This window comes from Gottfriedia sp. NPDC058432 (assembly GCF_042721555.1).
Taxonomy (GTDB): Bacteria; Bacillota; Bacilli; order Bacillales; family Bacillaceae_G; genus Gottfriedia.
Map to the genome: position 1 here is coordinate 83,424 of NZ_JBHXLC010000011.1, position 15,816 is coordinate 99,239.

Annotated in this window: 14 protein-coding genes; 2 read left to right on the forward strand and 12 right to left on the reverse strand. The window is 32.9% G+C overall.

Annotation, left to right across the window (positions count from 1 at the left end; all coding sequences use genetic code 11):
* Window positions 1–28: 28 nt before the first annotated feature.
* From ACFWM3_RS13145 to ACFWM3_RS13185, 9 genes are all read right to left on the reverse strand, one after another.
* Complete coding sequence (locus tag ACFWM3_RS13145; RefSeq protein ID WP_390311612.1) at window positions 29–1,150, reverse strand: glycerate kinase; 1,122 nt, start codon at window positions 1,148–1,150, stop codon at window positions 29–31.
* A gap of 12 nt (window positions 1,151–1,162) precedes the next feature.
* Window positions 1,163–3,385: a glycoside hydrolase family 65 protein gene (locus tag ACFWM3_RS13150; RefSeq protein WP_390311613.1), complete on the reverse strand. Its 2,223-nt coding sequence runs from the start codon at window positions 3,383–3,385 to the stop codon at window positions 1,163–1,165.
* The gene (locus ACFWM3_RS13155) at window positions 3,382–4,416 is read right to left on the reverse strand and encodes a Gfo/Idh/MocA family protein (RefSeq protein ID WP_056467873.1); all 1,035 of its coding nucleotides are present in this window, start codon (window positions 4,414–4,416) and stop codon (window positions 3,382–3,384) included. Before ACFWM3_RS13155 ends, ACFWM3_RS13150 begins: the two co-directional genes overlap by 4 nt.
* A 16-nt stretch (window positions 4,417–4,432) precedes the next feature.
* The gene (locus tag ACFWM3_RS13160; RefSeq protein WP_390311614.1) at window positions 4,433–5,227 is read right to left on the reverse strand and encodes a sugar phosphate isomerase/epimerase family protein; all 795 of its coding nucleotides are present in this window, start codon (window positions 5,225–5,227) and stop codon (window positions 4,433–4,435) included.
* Between the two features lie 53 nt (window positions 5,228–5,280).
* Window positions 5,281–6,339: a zinc-dependent alcohol dehydrogenase gene (locus ACFWM3_RS13165; RefSeq protein ID WP_390311615.1), complete on the reverse strand. Its 1,059-nt coding sequence runs from the start codon at window positions 6,337–6,339 to the stop codon at window positions 5,281–5,283.
* Window positions 6,340–6,374: 35 nt separating this feature from the next.
* Complete coding sequence (locus tag ACFWM3_RS13170; protein ID WP_056467701.1) at window positions 6,375–7,229, reverse strand: carbohydrate ABC transporter permease; 855 nt, start codon at window positions 7,227–7,229, stop codon at window positions 6,375–6,377.
* Window positions 7,213–8,097 carry a carbohydrate ABC transporter permease gene (locus ACFWM3_RS13175; protein WP_098862610.1) on the reverse strand — a complete coding sequence of 295 codons (885 nt, stop codon included), beginning with the start codon at window positions 8,095–8,097 and terminating at the stop codon, window positions 7,213–7,215. Before ACFWM3_RS13175 ends, ACFWM3_RS13170 begins: the two co-directional genes overlap by 17 nt.
* Window positions 8,098–8,244: 147 nt before the next feature.
* Window positions 8,245–9,531 carry an ABC transporter substrate-binding protein gene (locus tag ACFWM3_RS13180; protein ID WP_387364954.1) on the reverse strand — a complete coding sequence of 429 codons (1,287 nt, stop codon included), beginning with the start codon at window positions 9,529–9,531 and terminating at the stop codon, window positions 8,245–8,247.
* Between the two features lie 11 nt (window positions 9,532–9,542).
* Window positions 9,543–11,225, reverse strand: coding sequence for a sugar phosphorylase (locus ACFWM3_RS13185; RefSeq protein WP_390311618.1), 1,683 nt, complete (start codon window positions 11,223–11,225; stop codon window positions 9,543–9,545).
* A 499-nt stretch (window positions 11,226–11,724) separates the two neighbouring features.
* Here ACFWM3_RS13185 and ACFWM3_RS13190 point away from each other — a divergent pair, with 499 nt between their 5' ends.
* Together ACFWM3_RS13190 and pgmB are read left to right on the forward strand one after the other, a co-directional pair.
* The gene (locus ACFWM3_RS13190) at window positions 11,725–12,744 is read left to right on the forward strand and encodes a LacI family DNA-binding transcriptional regulator (RefSeq protein ID WP_390311619.1); all 1,020 of its coding nucleotides are present in this window, start codon (window positions 11,725–11,727) and stop codon (window positions 12,742–12,744) included.
* 22 nt (window positions 12,745–12,766) lie between these two features.
* Entirely contained in the window at window positions 12,767–13,438 is a 672-nt protein-coding gene (gene pgmB / locus ACFWM3_RS13195; RefSeq protein WP_390311620.1) for a beta-phosphoglucomutase, read from the forward strand.
* Between the two features lie 76 nt (window positions 13,439–13,514).
* Here the strand turns inward: pgmB and bioB are convergent, their stop codons facing one another.
* The 3 genes from bioB to ACFWM3_RS13210 are packed head-to-tail and all read right to left on the reverse strand — an operon-like array spanning window position 13,515 to window position 15,788.
* Window positions 13,515–14,510, reverse strand: coding sequence for a biotin synthase BioB (gene bioB, locus ACFWM3_RS13200; RefSeq protein ID WP_056467719.1), 996 nt, complete (start codon window positions 14,508–14,510; stop codon window positions 13,515–13,517).
* Window positions 14,511–14,533: 23 nt separating this feature from the next.
* Window positions 14,534–15,214 (reverse strand): dethiobiotin synthase, encoded by a 681-nt coding sequence (gene bioD / locus ACFWM3_RS13205; protein ID WP_390311621.1) that lies wholly within the window; start codon window positions 15,212–15,214, stop codon window positions 14,534–14,536.
* Window position 15,215: 1 nt separating this feature from the next.
* Window positions 15,216–15,788, reverse strand: a complete 573-nt coding sequence (locus ACFWM3_RS13210; RefSeq protein ID WP_056467726.1) for a biotin transporter BioY — start codon at window positions 15,786–15,788, stop codon at window positions 15,216–15,218.
* Window positions 15,789–15,816 lie beyond the last annotated feature (28 nt).

The window sequence follows — 15,816 nt, forward strand, 5'->3', positions numbered from 1 at the left end:
CAATGTTTTTCTGCTTTTTTATTTTCAATTATTTTAATAATACAGCTATATTTCTCGCAGTTCTTTCAATATTTTCAAATGCGTTCTTCATAACATCTTCAATCGGTAAGATTGCAGGAATTGTAGGAAAAATGGCATCGATTCCGTGTTTATACATTTCCTCTATTCCATCACCTATACTTCCACAAATGGCAATTACTTTCGCATTAGATGGGGCACAAGCAGCCGCCCCAACAGGTGCCTTACCAAAAATTGTTTGTCCATCCATTCTGCCTTCTCCTACAATTACGATGTCAGCATCCTTACATATTTCTTTAACATTTAATTGTTCAAGAACCAGTTCGATCCCTTTTTTGATTGAAGCATTTGCGAATAGCATTAGGCCTGCACCCATGCCCCCACCAGCTCCACTACCGGGGAACTCTGAGACAGATTTATTTAGATAATCCTCGGCAATCTGATAGAAATTTCCCATTGCTTCATCCATTGTAGCTAATTGTTCCTCAGAAAGTCCTTTCTGTGGTCCAAATATATAGGTTGCTCCATTTCTACCAATCAATGGATTAACAACATCTGCCGCAATCGTGATTTTCACATTATCTAGTAGTGGTTGCCTGTTTTCATCAGACATTGAAGCTACTTTTAGCAATGCCTCACCAATACATTCAATTTCCCCACCATTTTGATCGAAGAATTGGTAGCCTAACGCTTGAGCCATCCCAATCCCACCATCATTTGTTGAGCTACCTCCAACACCAACAATAAGCTCAGAAGCTCCACGCTCAATAGCATAAAGAATTAATTCGCCAACACCAAAAGAAGTAGTTTGTAATGGATCACGTTTTTCAAGTGGTACAAGATGCAAACCACAAGCTTCAGCCATTTCGATAAATGCCGTTTTATTATCCTTAGAAAATGCAATTTTAGCTTGAACAGTTTCATTAAGTGGGCCTGTTACATTAATGGTCTCTACTTCTCCACCATTTGAAGCGATTAAAGCTTGAACAGTGCCCTCCCCTCCGTCAGCCAATGGTAATAAATGATACTCTGCATTCGGGAATACGGTATGAAAGCCTTTATGAATGGCATTAGCTACATTCGTTGCATCCAAGCTTTCTTTAAAGGAATCCGGTAATATAACTACTTTCATTTGTCCTCCTCCTTAAAGTGAAGCGATAATTTGATCTGTTAAGTTAAATAATTCTCCGTTAATTTCAATCGCAACTTCTGTATCAGTTTGTTTAGTCACCGTTACAGATTCGTGCGTAATTGAAATCTCAAGATTTATACCTTGCCAATGGAACGGGAAAGAAAGTTTGTCCCAATTTTTAGGTAAGTTTGGATTAATCTTTAACTTATTAGCTTCCACCGTAATGTTTGCAAAACCAAAGATTGTTGCTAACCAATTAGCACCTAGAGATGCTGCATGAATTCCTTCATCGGATGACTTCGGATTAGGTCCTAAATCGATTAAGCAAGCTTCTTGAAAAAGTCGATAAGCATTTTCTTTTTCGCCATATCTTGCAGCAACAATTGCATGAATCGCTTTACTAAGTGATGAATCATGAATTGTATGCTCCTCATAATAATGCAGATTCTTTTTAATTACATCTTCTTCAAATAAATTTGGGAATAGATATAGTAACATAACTACATCGGCCTGTTTTAAAATCTGCATCTCATTTATTTCTTGTCGTGAATAATCAAAGAGTATTGCCTGACTACCTTGTGTCTGTTTATAAATCGATAAATCAATCTCAGGTTTTGTTAAAAATGTATCATCCTGTGGAATAATCTTGTCTTCGTTTGGTTGTGGTAAGTAAAGTCGATTTAAAAAGTCATTTCCGCTCTTTACTAGGTCTTCTTCGATTTTATTATATTTTTCCATATAGCATAATGCTTGTTGAACATTATAATAAGCCATATAGTTCGTATAAGCATTGTTGTTAATATGTTCTGTATATTCATCTGGTCCAATTACATCATTAATTGAAAGTAGTTCATTTTCAGCAGTCGTACGACTAATCCAAAAACGTGCAGTTTCCTTTAACAATTCTAAACCTTCATTTGCCATAAATACTTCATCATGTGTATTTTCATAGTATTGACATACTGCAAATGCAATATCAGCTACAATATGATGCTCAGCTATAGACGAAGCAACCTTTTGACGAGTACCAGTTAATATATTAATAGCTGCATATTCAGGAGTTTCCTCCATTCCAGAGTATGCACTTTCCCATGGGAAAAGAGCTCCAGCATAACCATTTTTAGTAGCCTTATCTTTTGCTTCTTTTATATGAAGATATCGATATGTTAATAATTTTCTTGCTACTTCTGGTTCAGTGAATAAGTGAAAAGGTGCAATAAAAATTTCCGTATCCCAAAATACATGTCCTTTGTATCCTTCACCTGTTAAACCTTTTGCTCCAACACTAAATCTTTCATCATGTGATGGTGTCATTATTTCAATATGGTAAAGTGAAAAGTCTATTGCGATTTGATCAATCTCTTCCTTTGAAGAAATGCTAACACGCTTTTGTTCCCAAAAATGATTCCACTTAATAGCTGAACTTTCTAGTAGACGATCGTATCCAACTGAACTATTGTCTTGAACAGCCTGAATACTAGCTTGTGCAGGTTCTTGTTCTAACTTATCAATTGAAGTATAGACTGCACTTATTTTTTCTAATTCGAACGGCTGATCAACGGTTAAATCTTGTTTAATGATTGCCATAAGTTGACGATTCTTTGCCACAAAAGAAACATCACTAGTTCTAGGTACATTACACGAAGTTGCTAAAGCGATTGTATGATTACTTTCAGTCGTTCTATATACAGCATGCATTATTTTTTTATCGATTACACGAATATTTTCTTCTAAAAGGTGTTGCTTTCCAAAATTGGACGTTTGTGCATCAATACCAGTTGTTATTTTAATTGATGCATCGCAATCTAAACTAATCACAGTAATTTTTGATGCAAGTAAATGTAAATTATCTTTTGAAACAAACCGTTGAAATTTTAAACAAAAACGGTTACCATCTTTGTTTTTCCATACGACTTCTCTTGTTAGTTCACCTTTTTGCATATTTAAAATACGCTTATAAGATAGGATTTCACCTGTAAGGACAGAAAAAATCTCACCATTTATTTCAATTTTCATACCAATTAGATCTGGTAAATTTACGATTTCTGTAACATCATTTGATGTGAATTTATTATAAACCCCTGCTACGTACATTCCTCGAGTTTGTTCTGAATAATATTCCTCATGACTTGCTCGTAAACCTAAATAGCCATTTCCTAAAGCCATAATCGTTGCGTACTTATTAATAGATTGTAAATCAAATTTATTTTCGTTAATTACTTTTACTTCTTTCATAAAGATATACTCTCACCTTTTTCAGCTGATTGATAGATCGCTTCAACAAGTTGTTGGATAGCATAACCTTGTTTTCCATCTGCTAACATGACATTCTTACCTAAACAACGATCAACAAAAGCAGCCATGCTTTTCGAATGGCGATCAGGATCAGCCTCTTCTCTCTTTAAAAGAGTTACAAGCTCTCCTTTTTCATCTGTGTAGATTTCCGCAGGGAACAACAAAGCACCAGCTTGATCTCCACAAAGTTCTACATTCATTTCTGATTTTTCTTTTATATTCAATGCAAAGGATGTTTCTAATTGAATTAAGCATCCATTTTCTAATTCAATATAAGAAAATAAAGAATCTTCTACTTCAAATTTTGAAGGATCCCATTTACCAAATGCTCCTTCATCTTTCTTATGACCAATTTTCTGAAACATTTTTGCTGTTACTTTTTTAACTTTTGGATAGTCCAAAACGTATAGTGCAGTATCAAGCATATGGATTCCTAAATCTATTAGTGGTCCTCCACCTTGGATCTCTTTATTAGTGAAATTACCCCAACCTGGAATTCCATTTCGTCTTAAAGCCTTTACTTTAACAAAATAAATATCACCTAATAAACCTTGCTCTATTTTTTCTTTTACGATCGATACATCATCAGCAAAACGATGATGAAAATCATAGGCAAGTATACGTCCCTTCGCTAGCGCTGTTTCATACATCTTTCTAGCATCTTCAGCTAAGATAGCAGGTGGCTTTTCACAAAAAACATCACAATTATTTTCTAATGCTTGCATAACACTTTCAAAATGATATTTATTTGGAGTGCAAACACTAACTATTTCAGGACTTTCTTTTGCATACATTTCAGTAGCATCAGTGTAATAGTTAGGAATATTATTACGCTCTGCAAAGCTCCTTAGTGATTCCTCATTTAAACCAACTACTGCAACAACTTCTAAATCTTCTCTAGTTTTATAGTAAGCAACGTGAACTGTTTCAGCTATTTGTCCCCCACCAATAATAGCTACTCTCTTCTTAATCACAATGCTACTCCTTTCAACTTAAAGCTTCTTTTATATGATGAAATGCTTTAATGTACTCATCCTCTAAGTTATTTCCACGTACTCGACATTCAAATGTTAAATAACCATCATAGCCATCTTTATTTAATTGCTCAAAGTGCTTTTTAAAATCTAATGATCCACTCCCTGGTTGGAAGCGATGATTATCTGCAATGTGAATATGTTCAACTAAGTCACGATTATTGTGAAGTGCTTCTGATATACTATCCTCTTCAATATTCATGTGATAAAAGTCCGCAATTATTTTCACATTTTTAAACTGATTATCTTCAATATATTTACGTGCATCAGCTAAAGTATTAATCATATGATCTTGATATCTGTTTAATGGTTCTAAGTAAATTGTCGTTCCCGTTTCACCTGCTACTTTATCTAGAAATACTAGTGATTCAGTAACAGCTTTTCGGTCCCCTTCTAAGCTTCTTGGTGAAGTCATAGGTGGTAAACGGAATGTAAACATCCCCCATGCCGCTGGAACGACAATCCCTTTTCCTCCCACTTCTTTTAATGCTTTTAAAATCTCTTCAATATCAGCTAACCCTTTTAATCGACGCTCTTCAATAAAGTCGCCAATCCAACCATAATAACCACCACAAGCTGTAGTTACAGGTAAACCAGTCTCAGTGATTGCCTCTTTAACCTCATCTAAATGATCAACTAAATATTTACCATCAATTTCAAAACCTTCAAAACCAATTTCTTTTAAATAGCTAAATTTTTCCTTTATGTTATCTGGGAAAAAGGCTTGATTTTGTGTTCCAATTTTCATCTTTATTCACTCCTAAATAGAGGGGAGTGCTATACACTCCCAAAACTCTTCTTTTACTTATTAAATTGAACACCCATCTTAATACTTAGTTCTGGTTTTTGATCAACAAATTCCATATATGATTCAGCAACTTCGTTAAATGAAACAACTGGTTCAATTAAATCTTCACAATTTAAATACCCGTTCATTAATAATTCCCAACAAGTATTTTCGATTCGTTTACGTGACCAACGTGGATAATCTGGGTTCGGTTCACTACTGCCTCGTGAAAATACAATTTTTGCATTGTTAAAGTGAGCTTCACGACCAAGATTAAATCCTTCAGGGAAAGGTTTAGCAAATGCAATATAAGAAATTGTTCCACCGTAAGCAATACCTCTTAGTGCTGCTTGCAGTGAACTTGATACACCACTTGTTTCAATGATTGAATCTGCGCCTAATTTATTCGTAATTTTTTTAATTTCATATCCTAAATCACAGTTGATTGGATCGAAGCAATAATCCGCTCCATTGTTTAACGCGATATCACATCTATGTTGTAATGGATCTACACCAATTACAATACTAGCGCCAGCTTTCTTTGCTAACTGGATAGCAATTTGTCCAATTGCACCTAGTCCTACAACTACTACATAATCACCCACTCTAACATTTGCATCCCTAACTCCGCTCATTGCAAATTGTGCTGGATCATAATAAACTGCATTCTTCCAAGAAGAACCTTCTGGCATTTTACGTAATTTATAATTATCTACAGCATTAACGATTACAGTTTCCATGATTGGACCATAAGTACAAACTTGATCTCCTAATTTGTACTCAGTTACGTCATCACCGATTTCACAAATGCTACCTACAACCATATTTCCTAATTGAAATTCTCCAAATACGATTCCGCGTGCAGAGCCTTCTTCACGTGGCATAAACATTTTCCACTCTTCATTGAACTCCTCATCAATAAATGGGCTAAGTCCTCTAAAATCAACCACTTCCGTACCATGCTTTGGTGATGCGAACTCTACTTTAATTTTTACTTCATTAGGTTGTACTGGGCGATCTTCGTACTCGACTAATGCTGCAACTCTCGGTTCAACTGCTACTAATTTTTTCATATTATTTCATCCTTTCAGTAAAAAATTGTTTCGAATTAACCTTTAACTCCACCTTCAGTTAAGTTTCCTTTTATAAAGTGCTCGGATAATGCATACATAATAACTACCGGTAAAGCAGTAACTAAAGATGCTGCCATCATACGACCCCACACATAATCTGGTGTACTAAATAAAGTATTTAAACCGATTGGTAACGTAAAGTTTTCTGAACTTGATAAGAAAATTGATGCAAATAAATAATCATTCCATGCAATCATAAATGCATATACGAAAACAGATACGATCCCTGATATTGACAAAGGAATAATAATATAGAAGATTATTTTTAAGCGACTAAGACCATCAATCATAGCCGCTTCTTCTAAATCTTCAGGTATTGTATCGAAATAACTCCTTAACATAAAAATCGCTGTTGGAAGAGTTTGCACAATCATCGTAATAATCAATGCAATTTTTGTATCATATAAGCCAAAGCCAGATATTATTTTGAATAAAGGAACTACTAGTAAAATCCCTGAAAACATATACACAGTGTAAAAACTAGCATTAATCGTGACTCTTCCTTTAAATTTCAGTTTCGATAATGCGTACGCTCCTAATATTCCAAGTACTACTGATAATGAAGCTGCTATTATTGAAACGATTAAACTATTTTTGAAGTAGTTTAAATATGGGAAAATTGTTGGGTTAAAAATGTCAATATAATGCTGGAAAGTCCATTCATGTGGCAATATTGTCGGATTTGTTGCAATTGCTTCTTTTGAACTTTTTAATGACGTCATTAGCATAATAAAGAATGGAAATAACATGATCCCTAGTATTAGAATCAGCACAACGTAGAAACCAGTTTTCTTAATAATTTTATTTCTTTTGCTACTTACTGCTGCCATTTAAGTTCACCCTCTTTCTTGATACGATAATAACAATGAATAAGATAATGAATAAGATTACTGAAATTGACGATGCTTTTCCTAAATTATTGAAAGCAAACGCTGTTTCATATAAATAAATACCTAAAATATTTACTTTGTTTGTTAATAAGTAAACATCTGTAAACATGTAGAACATCCAAATAAATCGTAAAGTTACAACCGTTAGTAATACCGGCATAATCGCTGGTAATGTTACAACTTTAAACTTTTGCCAAAGTGAAGCCCCATCGATATCAGCGGCTTCATATAATGATTTATCAATCGTTTGCAAGATTGCTAAAAACGAAATAAATGCATAAGGGAAATACTTCCAAATCGCAAAAACGACTACAACTATAAAACTACTAACTGGATTGTCAAACCATAGTGGTGCAGTTTTAAAAAGATGGAAAACATCCGTCCCTAAGTAATTAATAATCCCATATGAGTTATTAAACATATATTTCCAAGCAAAAACTAATGAAATAGATGGAGTTACATAAGATAAGATAATTAAAGATCGAGCAGTTTTACGGAACTTAAATGGTCGATTAAAGAATAACGCAACACCTAGACCAACTACAGTACTACCAACTACTGTTAAAACTGTATATAGAATGGTAATTCCTAAAGATTTATAAAACTCAATATCTTTAATAACATCTGTGTAATGAGACAAACCAACAAATTTAGCAGGTAATCTAGGGTTAATTGGCTGATCAAAGAAACTTATTTTAATATTAGATAACATCGGATAAGCAACTAGTAATAATAGTAGGAAAATACTTGGTAAAAGCAGTACCATTGCTAGCTTTATATCAGATTTTTTTCGGACAATCGGTTTCATACTACCTCCTAAAATACAATCTACTCTCTCATTTAATAGATTGGTGATAAAGAAAAGTTGTTTAAAAAGCAACTTAGCTTGCTTTTCAAGCGTTCGTTCTTCTTAAACAACTTTCAGTAATTAAGAAATTTAAATTGAATTAAAAGTTTATTTAATTACACCTTTTAATTTTTCTCCCGCTTCTTTAATAGCAGAATCTACGCTTTTTCCACCAACAGTCACTTCATTAATTAACTTAGCAACTGCTCCTGAACTTGTAACATCACCCATTTTTAAGAAGTTCTTGTTATCAACAAGACCAAATACTTGAATGTTATCAAACGCGCTAGCGATTTCAGTTGAAAGTTCACCAAATGAATTTACAACTTTATTTTCTTTATATTCTTTGCTTTCTGTTACATCTTTATTTACCGGTTGAGATCCACCTGGAGACATTAATACTAACTTCGTATTATTTTCAGGTTTTGCCATAAACTCTACTAATTTTTCTGCTGCAGCTTTTTGGTCATCATCTAAACCTGAAGAAATCGTGTAAGCAGAAACTGTTCCATAAACTGCTTTTGTTTTTTCAGTTGGAATTACAAATCCAATATTGTTTGTTTTTCCTTCTTCATATACTGAAGGAAGAATATAAGTAGAATAAACAGCCATTGGAGCAGATCCATTCATGAATGCATCTTTTACTTCTGTAACATCATTAGAACCTGGCATTGTGTATTTTGATAATTCTTTGTAGTAACTTACAGCTTCTTTCATTTCAGGTGTATCTAATGTTAAATTACCTTTGCTATCGAACATATTTGCATTGTTTGATAAAGCGAATTGTGAGAAGGCTTGCTCAGAAAAACCACCTTCAACAGTTGGAAGTGCAATACCGTATTTTTTATTTCCACTATTCGTAAATGCCTTTGCAATCTTTAAAACATCATCCCAGTTTTTAGGTTCTGTGAATCCCTTGTCCGCAAGCATTTGCTTGTTATACCAAATTCCTTGTACCCAACCACTAATAGGAACACCTGTATAATTTTTGCCGTCCTCAGTTTTTAAAAGCTTTAACGCACCTTCATAATACTTATCTTCCCCAACTTTAGAGATGACAGATTTAACTGCATCTTTATCAATTAATTCGTCCTTGTCCATAACTTTTGCATAGTCTTGTCCAACTTCAATTACTGCTGGAAGTTTACCAGAGCTTGCTAATGTTACAACCTTTGTATTGTAAGCATCTTCCTCAACTGGAACTTGCTTTACTTTAATATTTGGATTTGCTTTTTCAAATTTTGAAATTAAGTCTGTAATAACTGCTAATCTTTCTTGTTCAACAGAAGAATGCATAAATTCGATCGTTACTTTACCATTCTCTTTCTTACCACCACAAGCTGTTAATCCAACAGCTAACATTAAAACCAAGAACATACTTAGAAATTTCTTCATTGTTCTTCCTCCTAATTTACTGGTTTTAACCAAATGTATTGATATGGATCTAAAGAAATAGATTCATTAAATTCTTCAACTTCTTCAGTTAAAATATTTAAATACTTTCCATTGAAACTGCATAAAGCTTTTTCATTTGATAGATTATGAAGAATGACAATGCTATCTTTTTCACCTACTCGTTTAATAGCGAATACATTTTCATTTAGATCAAGTACTTCCATTTTTGCATTTGGATTAAATAGTTTTTCTTCTTTACGTACTTGAATAATATTTGTAAGTTCTGTAAAAATCTTATTTCTTAATGATCCAACTTCATTTAATTTTTTTTCAATTTCAACAAATGAATATTTTTGACGATTAATCGAACGATTCATACCTGTTCTTTCTACACCTGCATAATCATTTCTTGAACCAAGCATACTTTGAATATAAATTGCCGGTACTCCTTGGAATGTTAATAAAATTGAATGTGCCAATAAGAATTTCTTTACTCTTAGATCATCACTTGATGATTGTTTATTTAAAGCATCTAAGTACGTTACATTAATTTCATATGGACTTTCAGTACCATCTGAATTTTTCTTATAATTTACTAGTGCACCTTCTACTTTTAAATCTTCTACTAATGAAAGTATTTCTTCTTCAGGGATAATTCCACGAATCGGATTTAAACCAATTCCATCATGAGATGCCAAGAAGTTGAAGAAGGTTGTTTCTTCTCCAGATCCTTCAAGATTTTTTGCCCAATTTGTTAATGCACTTCCATTCCCTTTATGAAGTGAGTATAAAACTAATGGAGGCAGTGGAAATTGGTAAACCATATGTGCCTCATCATGTCCGTTACCGAAATAAGAAATATTATCTAAATGAGGTACATTTGTTTCAGTAATCATGACTGTACCTTTTGCAGCTTCATCTAATAAATCACGGAATAATTTAACGATTTCATGTGTTTTTTCAAGATGGATACAAGAAGTTCCAACTTCTTTCCACATATATCCTACAGCATCAAGTCTTACATATTCTGCTCCTTGTTCCAGGTAAAACAGTAAAACATCAACCATATCTAATAAAACTTGTGGATTACTAAAGTTCAAATCAATTTGATCATCACTAAAAGTTGTCCAAATGTATTTTTCCTCACCATTCGCTAATTTAAACTTTGATAGCAATGGAAGTGCTCTAGGTCTAGTTACTGAGCTTAAATCAATTGATGGATCCATTTCGACGAAGTAATCTTTATATTTTGAATCACCATTTAAATAGCCTTGGAACCATTCACTCTTACTAGAAATGTGATTACATACATAATCAAACATGATTCTCGCTGATTTTGATAAATTCTCAATATGTGACCATTCTCCTAAATCTGGATTTACTTTTTTATAGTCAACTACTGAAAAACCATCATCGGATGTATAAGGATAAAAAGGTAAAATATGAACAAGTTCAAATTTATTTGCCAAATGTTCATCAAACATTTTTTTAAACGTTTCTAATGTTGCTTTTCCCTCTTCTTGGAACTGATCACCATAAGTAATTAAAACAACATCTGACTCATCCCAATTTTGTTTTCTTTTTTTCGTAATTTTCAATTTAGCTTCTTTAATTCGTTTCTCTATTAAGCTATTAATCTGATCTATGTCTTCATTTTCATAAATAAAAGCTAATCTTTCTTTTATTTTACTCATATGATTCCTCCTTGTGGTATCGCTCCCACAGAGATGTAAAAAAAATTGGTACATGACTGGTACCGCTCCCAAATTCAATATATTATAGAAAGCGCTTACTGTCAATTTAAAATATTTATAAAAATTCACTTTTTTATTAACAATCAATTTACTTTAATAGAATAATTTAAAGCGTTTTATATTTATTAATAAATAATTAGTATTGCTACTTTTTTCTATTCTCCCTATAATTGCCCTAGTAATGTTTACAACATAAAACAAGTTTAATTTTACTATTCGCTGTTCACAGTCTTGACAAATTTTAAAATAAATCGTTACTATCAATGTATATTATGAACAATATTTTTTTGGAAGCCGCTCCTAGCTATTCGGTACAAAAAAATATTTCGATATAATTTTATTCGAACATTACAGGTTCTTTACTTTTTAAAAATAATTTATAACGATAAAATGTAAACGTTTTTACTAAAATCACTTTAAACAAGAATGGAGTATACAAATGGGCCCTACTATTTATGATATTGCTCGTGTAGCTAACGTTTCAAAGTCCACTGTATCTCGAGTACTAAATAATAAAGATAATATTTCAGAAGAAAGTCGTAATCGAGTAATGAAGGCAATTAGAGAATTAAATTATCAACCAAATAAATTAGCTCGAGCACTTACATCATCAGGTTTTGATGCAATATTGGTAATGTCTCGTTCTACGAAAACAACTGCCGGAAACACGTTTTTCTCTGAAATTATTCACTCTATATCAACGAGATCAGAAGTAGAAAATTTCGATGTCATTATTCAGACATCTAAAAATAGCAAAGATGAGTTAAATAAATGTATCGAGAAAATTCGTGGGAAAATGATTAAGGGAATTCTAATGCTGAGTTCACCTGCAAATGAAGACTTTTTCAAAGAATTAGATAAATATGAAATTCCAGTAGTAGTTATTGGAAGAGTAGAAGGACATTATCAACATATTTATTCAGTAGATACTGATAATTTTAATGATAGCTATCAATTAGTCCAACACTTAATCGATCAAGGACACACAGACATTGCATGTCTTCATTCTTCTCTCGATTACCATGTATCGATTGACAGATTGGAAGGATATAAAAAATGTCTAATCGATAACGGAATTCCTCTTCGACCTGATCGAATTATTGATAGTGGTTATACAATGGAAAGTGCATATGAAGTTTCAGAATCACTTTTGAAATCTAAAGATCTACCTACAGCAATTTTTGCAATAGACGATCTAAAAGTTATTGGACTTTATAATACCACTGCAAAGTTAGGAATATCTATTCCGAAAGATATATCAATTATTGGATATAATAATGGGATTTTTTCACCTTTATTCTCACCACCTTTAACAGGGATTGAAATTCCGATTATGAAGCTTGGTGAAATAGCTACAGACTTACTGTTTAAACGAATAAAAAATGAACCTGAAAAATCAGAGCATATTATTGTTCCAACAAAGTTAGTCGAACGAAAATCAGTTGCCAAAATAAATTGATTGAAGTAATGGGGGTACCATTTTGAATAAACAAATTGAAGCGATAATTTTTGACTTAGATGGTGTAATTACTGATACTGCTGAATTTCATTATTTAGCATGGAAAAAACTAGGTGAAGACTTAGGAATTCCTTTTGACCGAGAGTTTAATGAAACGCTAAAAGGAGTAAGCCGAACTGATTCCTTAGAAAGAATTCTGAAATTAGGAAACAGACAAAAAGAGTTCTCCGGAGCTGAAAAAAATGAGTTAGCAACGAAAAAGAATGCTCATTATGTTGAACTAATCCGTAATATTTCTGAAAAAGATCTATTACCAGGAATCGAATCTTTCTTAATTCAAATCAAAAAAGCAGGCATTAAAATTGCAATGGCTTCGGCATCAAAGAATGCATTAATGGTTGCTAATGCTTTAGGAATTACCTCGTATTTTGATCATATAGTTGACGCTGCAACGGTCGCTAATTCAAAACCAGATCCAGAAGTATTTCTAAAAGCTGCTAAAGCAGTTTCGGCTAACCCTGTAAACTGTATCGGTGTAGAGGATGCAGCTGCAGGAGTCGATGCGATTAATGCTGCAAATATGTTCTCTGTTGCAATTGGAGATTCAACTATTTTAAGTCATGCAAATTTTGTTTTATCATCAACAGAAGAGTTAGAGCTTAATAGAATTATTGATAAGTATTTAGCATCATAAATTATACAAGAATAACTTTTTACCTAGATAACCAAAAAAAACGAAAATCTCATTTTAAAGATTTTCGTTTTTTTTATTATGAAAATATCTCTTCTTGTTTCCCAACCAACTCAATCTCAAACCCTAAATCTTCTAGCATTGCATGGTCACTATTCGTCTCCTGACCCTCCGTAGTCAAATAATCACCTATAAAAATACTATTTGCAGCATAAAGTCCAAGAGGTTGTAAACTACGAAGATTTACTTCACGTCCTCCAGAAATACGAATTTCTTTTGTTGGATTAATGAATCGGAAAAGTGCTAACACTTTTAAACAATAACGTGGATTTAATTCGTTCACGCCTTCTAGTTTCGTTCCATCAATAGCATGTAAAAAGTTTATTGGAATGGAATCTGCATCCAATTGTCGTAATGACCTCGCGATTGAAATTACATCTTGTTTCGTTTCTTTCATCCCTATAATAGCTCCGGAGCACGGAGATATACCTGACTTTTTAACTTTTTCAACTGTATCAATTCGATCCTGATATGTATGGGTTGTCGTTATGTAATTATGATGCTCAGCTGAAGTATTTAAATTATGATTATATCGATCAACACCTGCTTCTTTAAGTTCGTTCGCTTGTTGATCCTTAATAAGCCCTAAACAAGCACATACTTTTAAACCATATAATTCTTTAATTTCTTTAACTGCATCAGTAACAACATTTACATCTCGGTTCGTTGGTCCTCGTCCACTTGCAACAATGCAATATGTACCTGCTTTTAATTCAAAGGCGCGCTTTGCCCCATCAAGAATTTCTTCTTTGGAAAGAAAAGGATATTTCTCAATAGGTGCACTAGAAATTGAAGACTGGGAACAATAGCCGCAATCCTCAGGACAATAACCACTTTTAGCATTAATAATCATATTAAGTTTAACTTTTTTTCCATAATAATGTTTCCTAATGATGAATGCACCTTGTAAAAGTGAAAGTAAGTCATCATCTTCACATGATAATATACTTAATGCTTCTTCGTCTGAAATTTCCTTACCTGAAATAACTTCATATGCTAAATTTGTCCAATTCACTTTGAATCTCTCCCTTTCATTTATCAGTTCGTCAATAATTGTTGAATTTCAAAAATATGATCTTCCGTAAAAAAGACCGATTGTTTCGGAATAACACCTAGAATGTCATGGCCAGTTAGTTTTTCTAGCATCACTAAATTATCTTTTTCCATTTCATTCATAGGAGATGGTACGTTATTAATAAATAAGCCTAAAATATTAATTTTGTGTGATTTTAAATATTCAGTTGTTAATACAGTATGATTAATTGTTCCTAACTTTAATGATGTAACAAGGATTACTGGTAAGTTTAATAGTTTTATTAAATCAATCGTTCCAAAATTTTCTTTTAACGGAACCGCAACTCCACCCGCTCCTTCAACAAAAACAACATCGTGTTTGTTTTCTAATTGCTTATATTTTTCTAAAATAACTTGCTCATCAATAAAAACATTTTCTAGTTTACTTGCTAAATGTGGTGAAACAGGTGTTTCAAATGTGTATGTATTGTAGTATTGATAATCTTCTATTAGTTCTAGATTCTCTTTATAAAAGGCTACATCTTCGCCTATGACTCTATTGTTAATATCGACTACTCCACTTTGAATTGGTTTATAAGGAATTGCGTCGATTCCTTTGTTCTGCAAGCAATCCACCATTTGGGCAGTAACATAGGTTTTTCCAATATTTGTATCGATTCCAGTAACAAAATATCCTTTTCCCATTTTAAGCAGCCACCTTTTTTTCATTTTCTCTAGCTTTTGCAAAATGAGAATGTAGGCGTACCGCCAATACTCCTCCAAAAACAGCTAGTAACAAATCTTGTCCAATACTATATACGAGTCCCATCATTAGAACTTCTTTTAATGAAACGGTACTATCTAACCAAGTGTTTAATGAAATGTATACATATGTAATGCCTAAAATATAAACAATAATTAACCCTATTACATTAGCAAAAATGAAATTCTTAAGTTTTGGTTCCTTCGTTTTTTCAACGATTGATCCAATTACAAACGCGGCAACGATGAAACCTATTAAATATCCAAATGTTGGTTTTAAAACATATTCAGGTCCGCCACCTGAAGCAAATACTGGTATTCCGATTAATCCAATTCCAACATACAGTAGTTGACTCATCATCCCTTTTTTACTTCCTAAAAGACAGCCCGCTAAAAATACGAATAGTATTTGAAGCGTAAAAGGAATCACTGGTAAAGGAATCTTTATAAAAGCCCCAATCGATGTTAGCGAGGCAAATAATGATATTACTGTTAATGATAGTGTCCTATTTTGCATTGTATCCCCCCTATTAGTTTATGAGTTT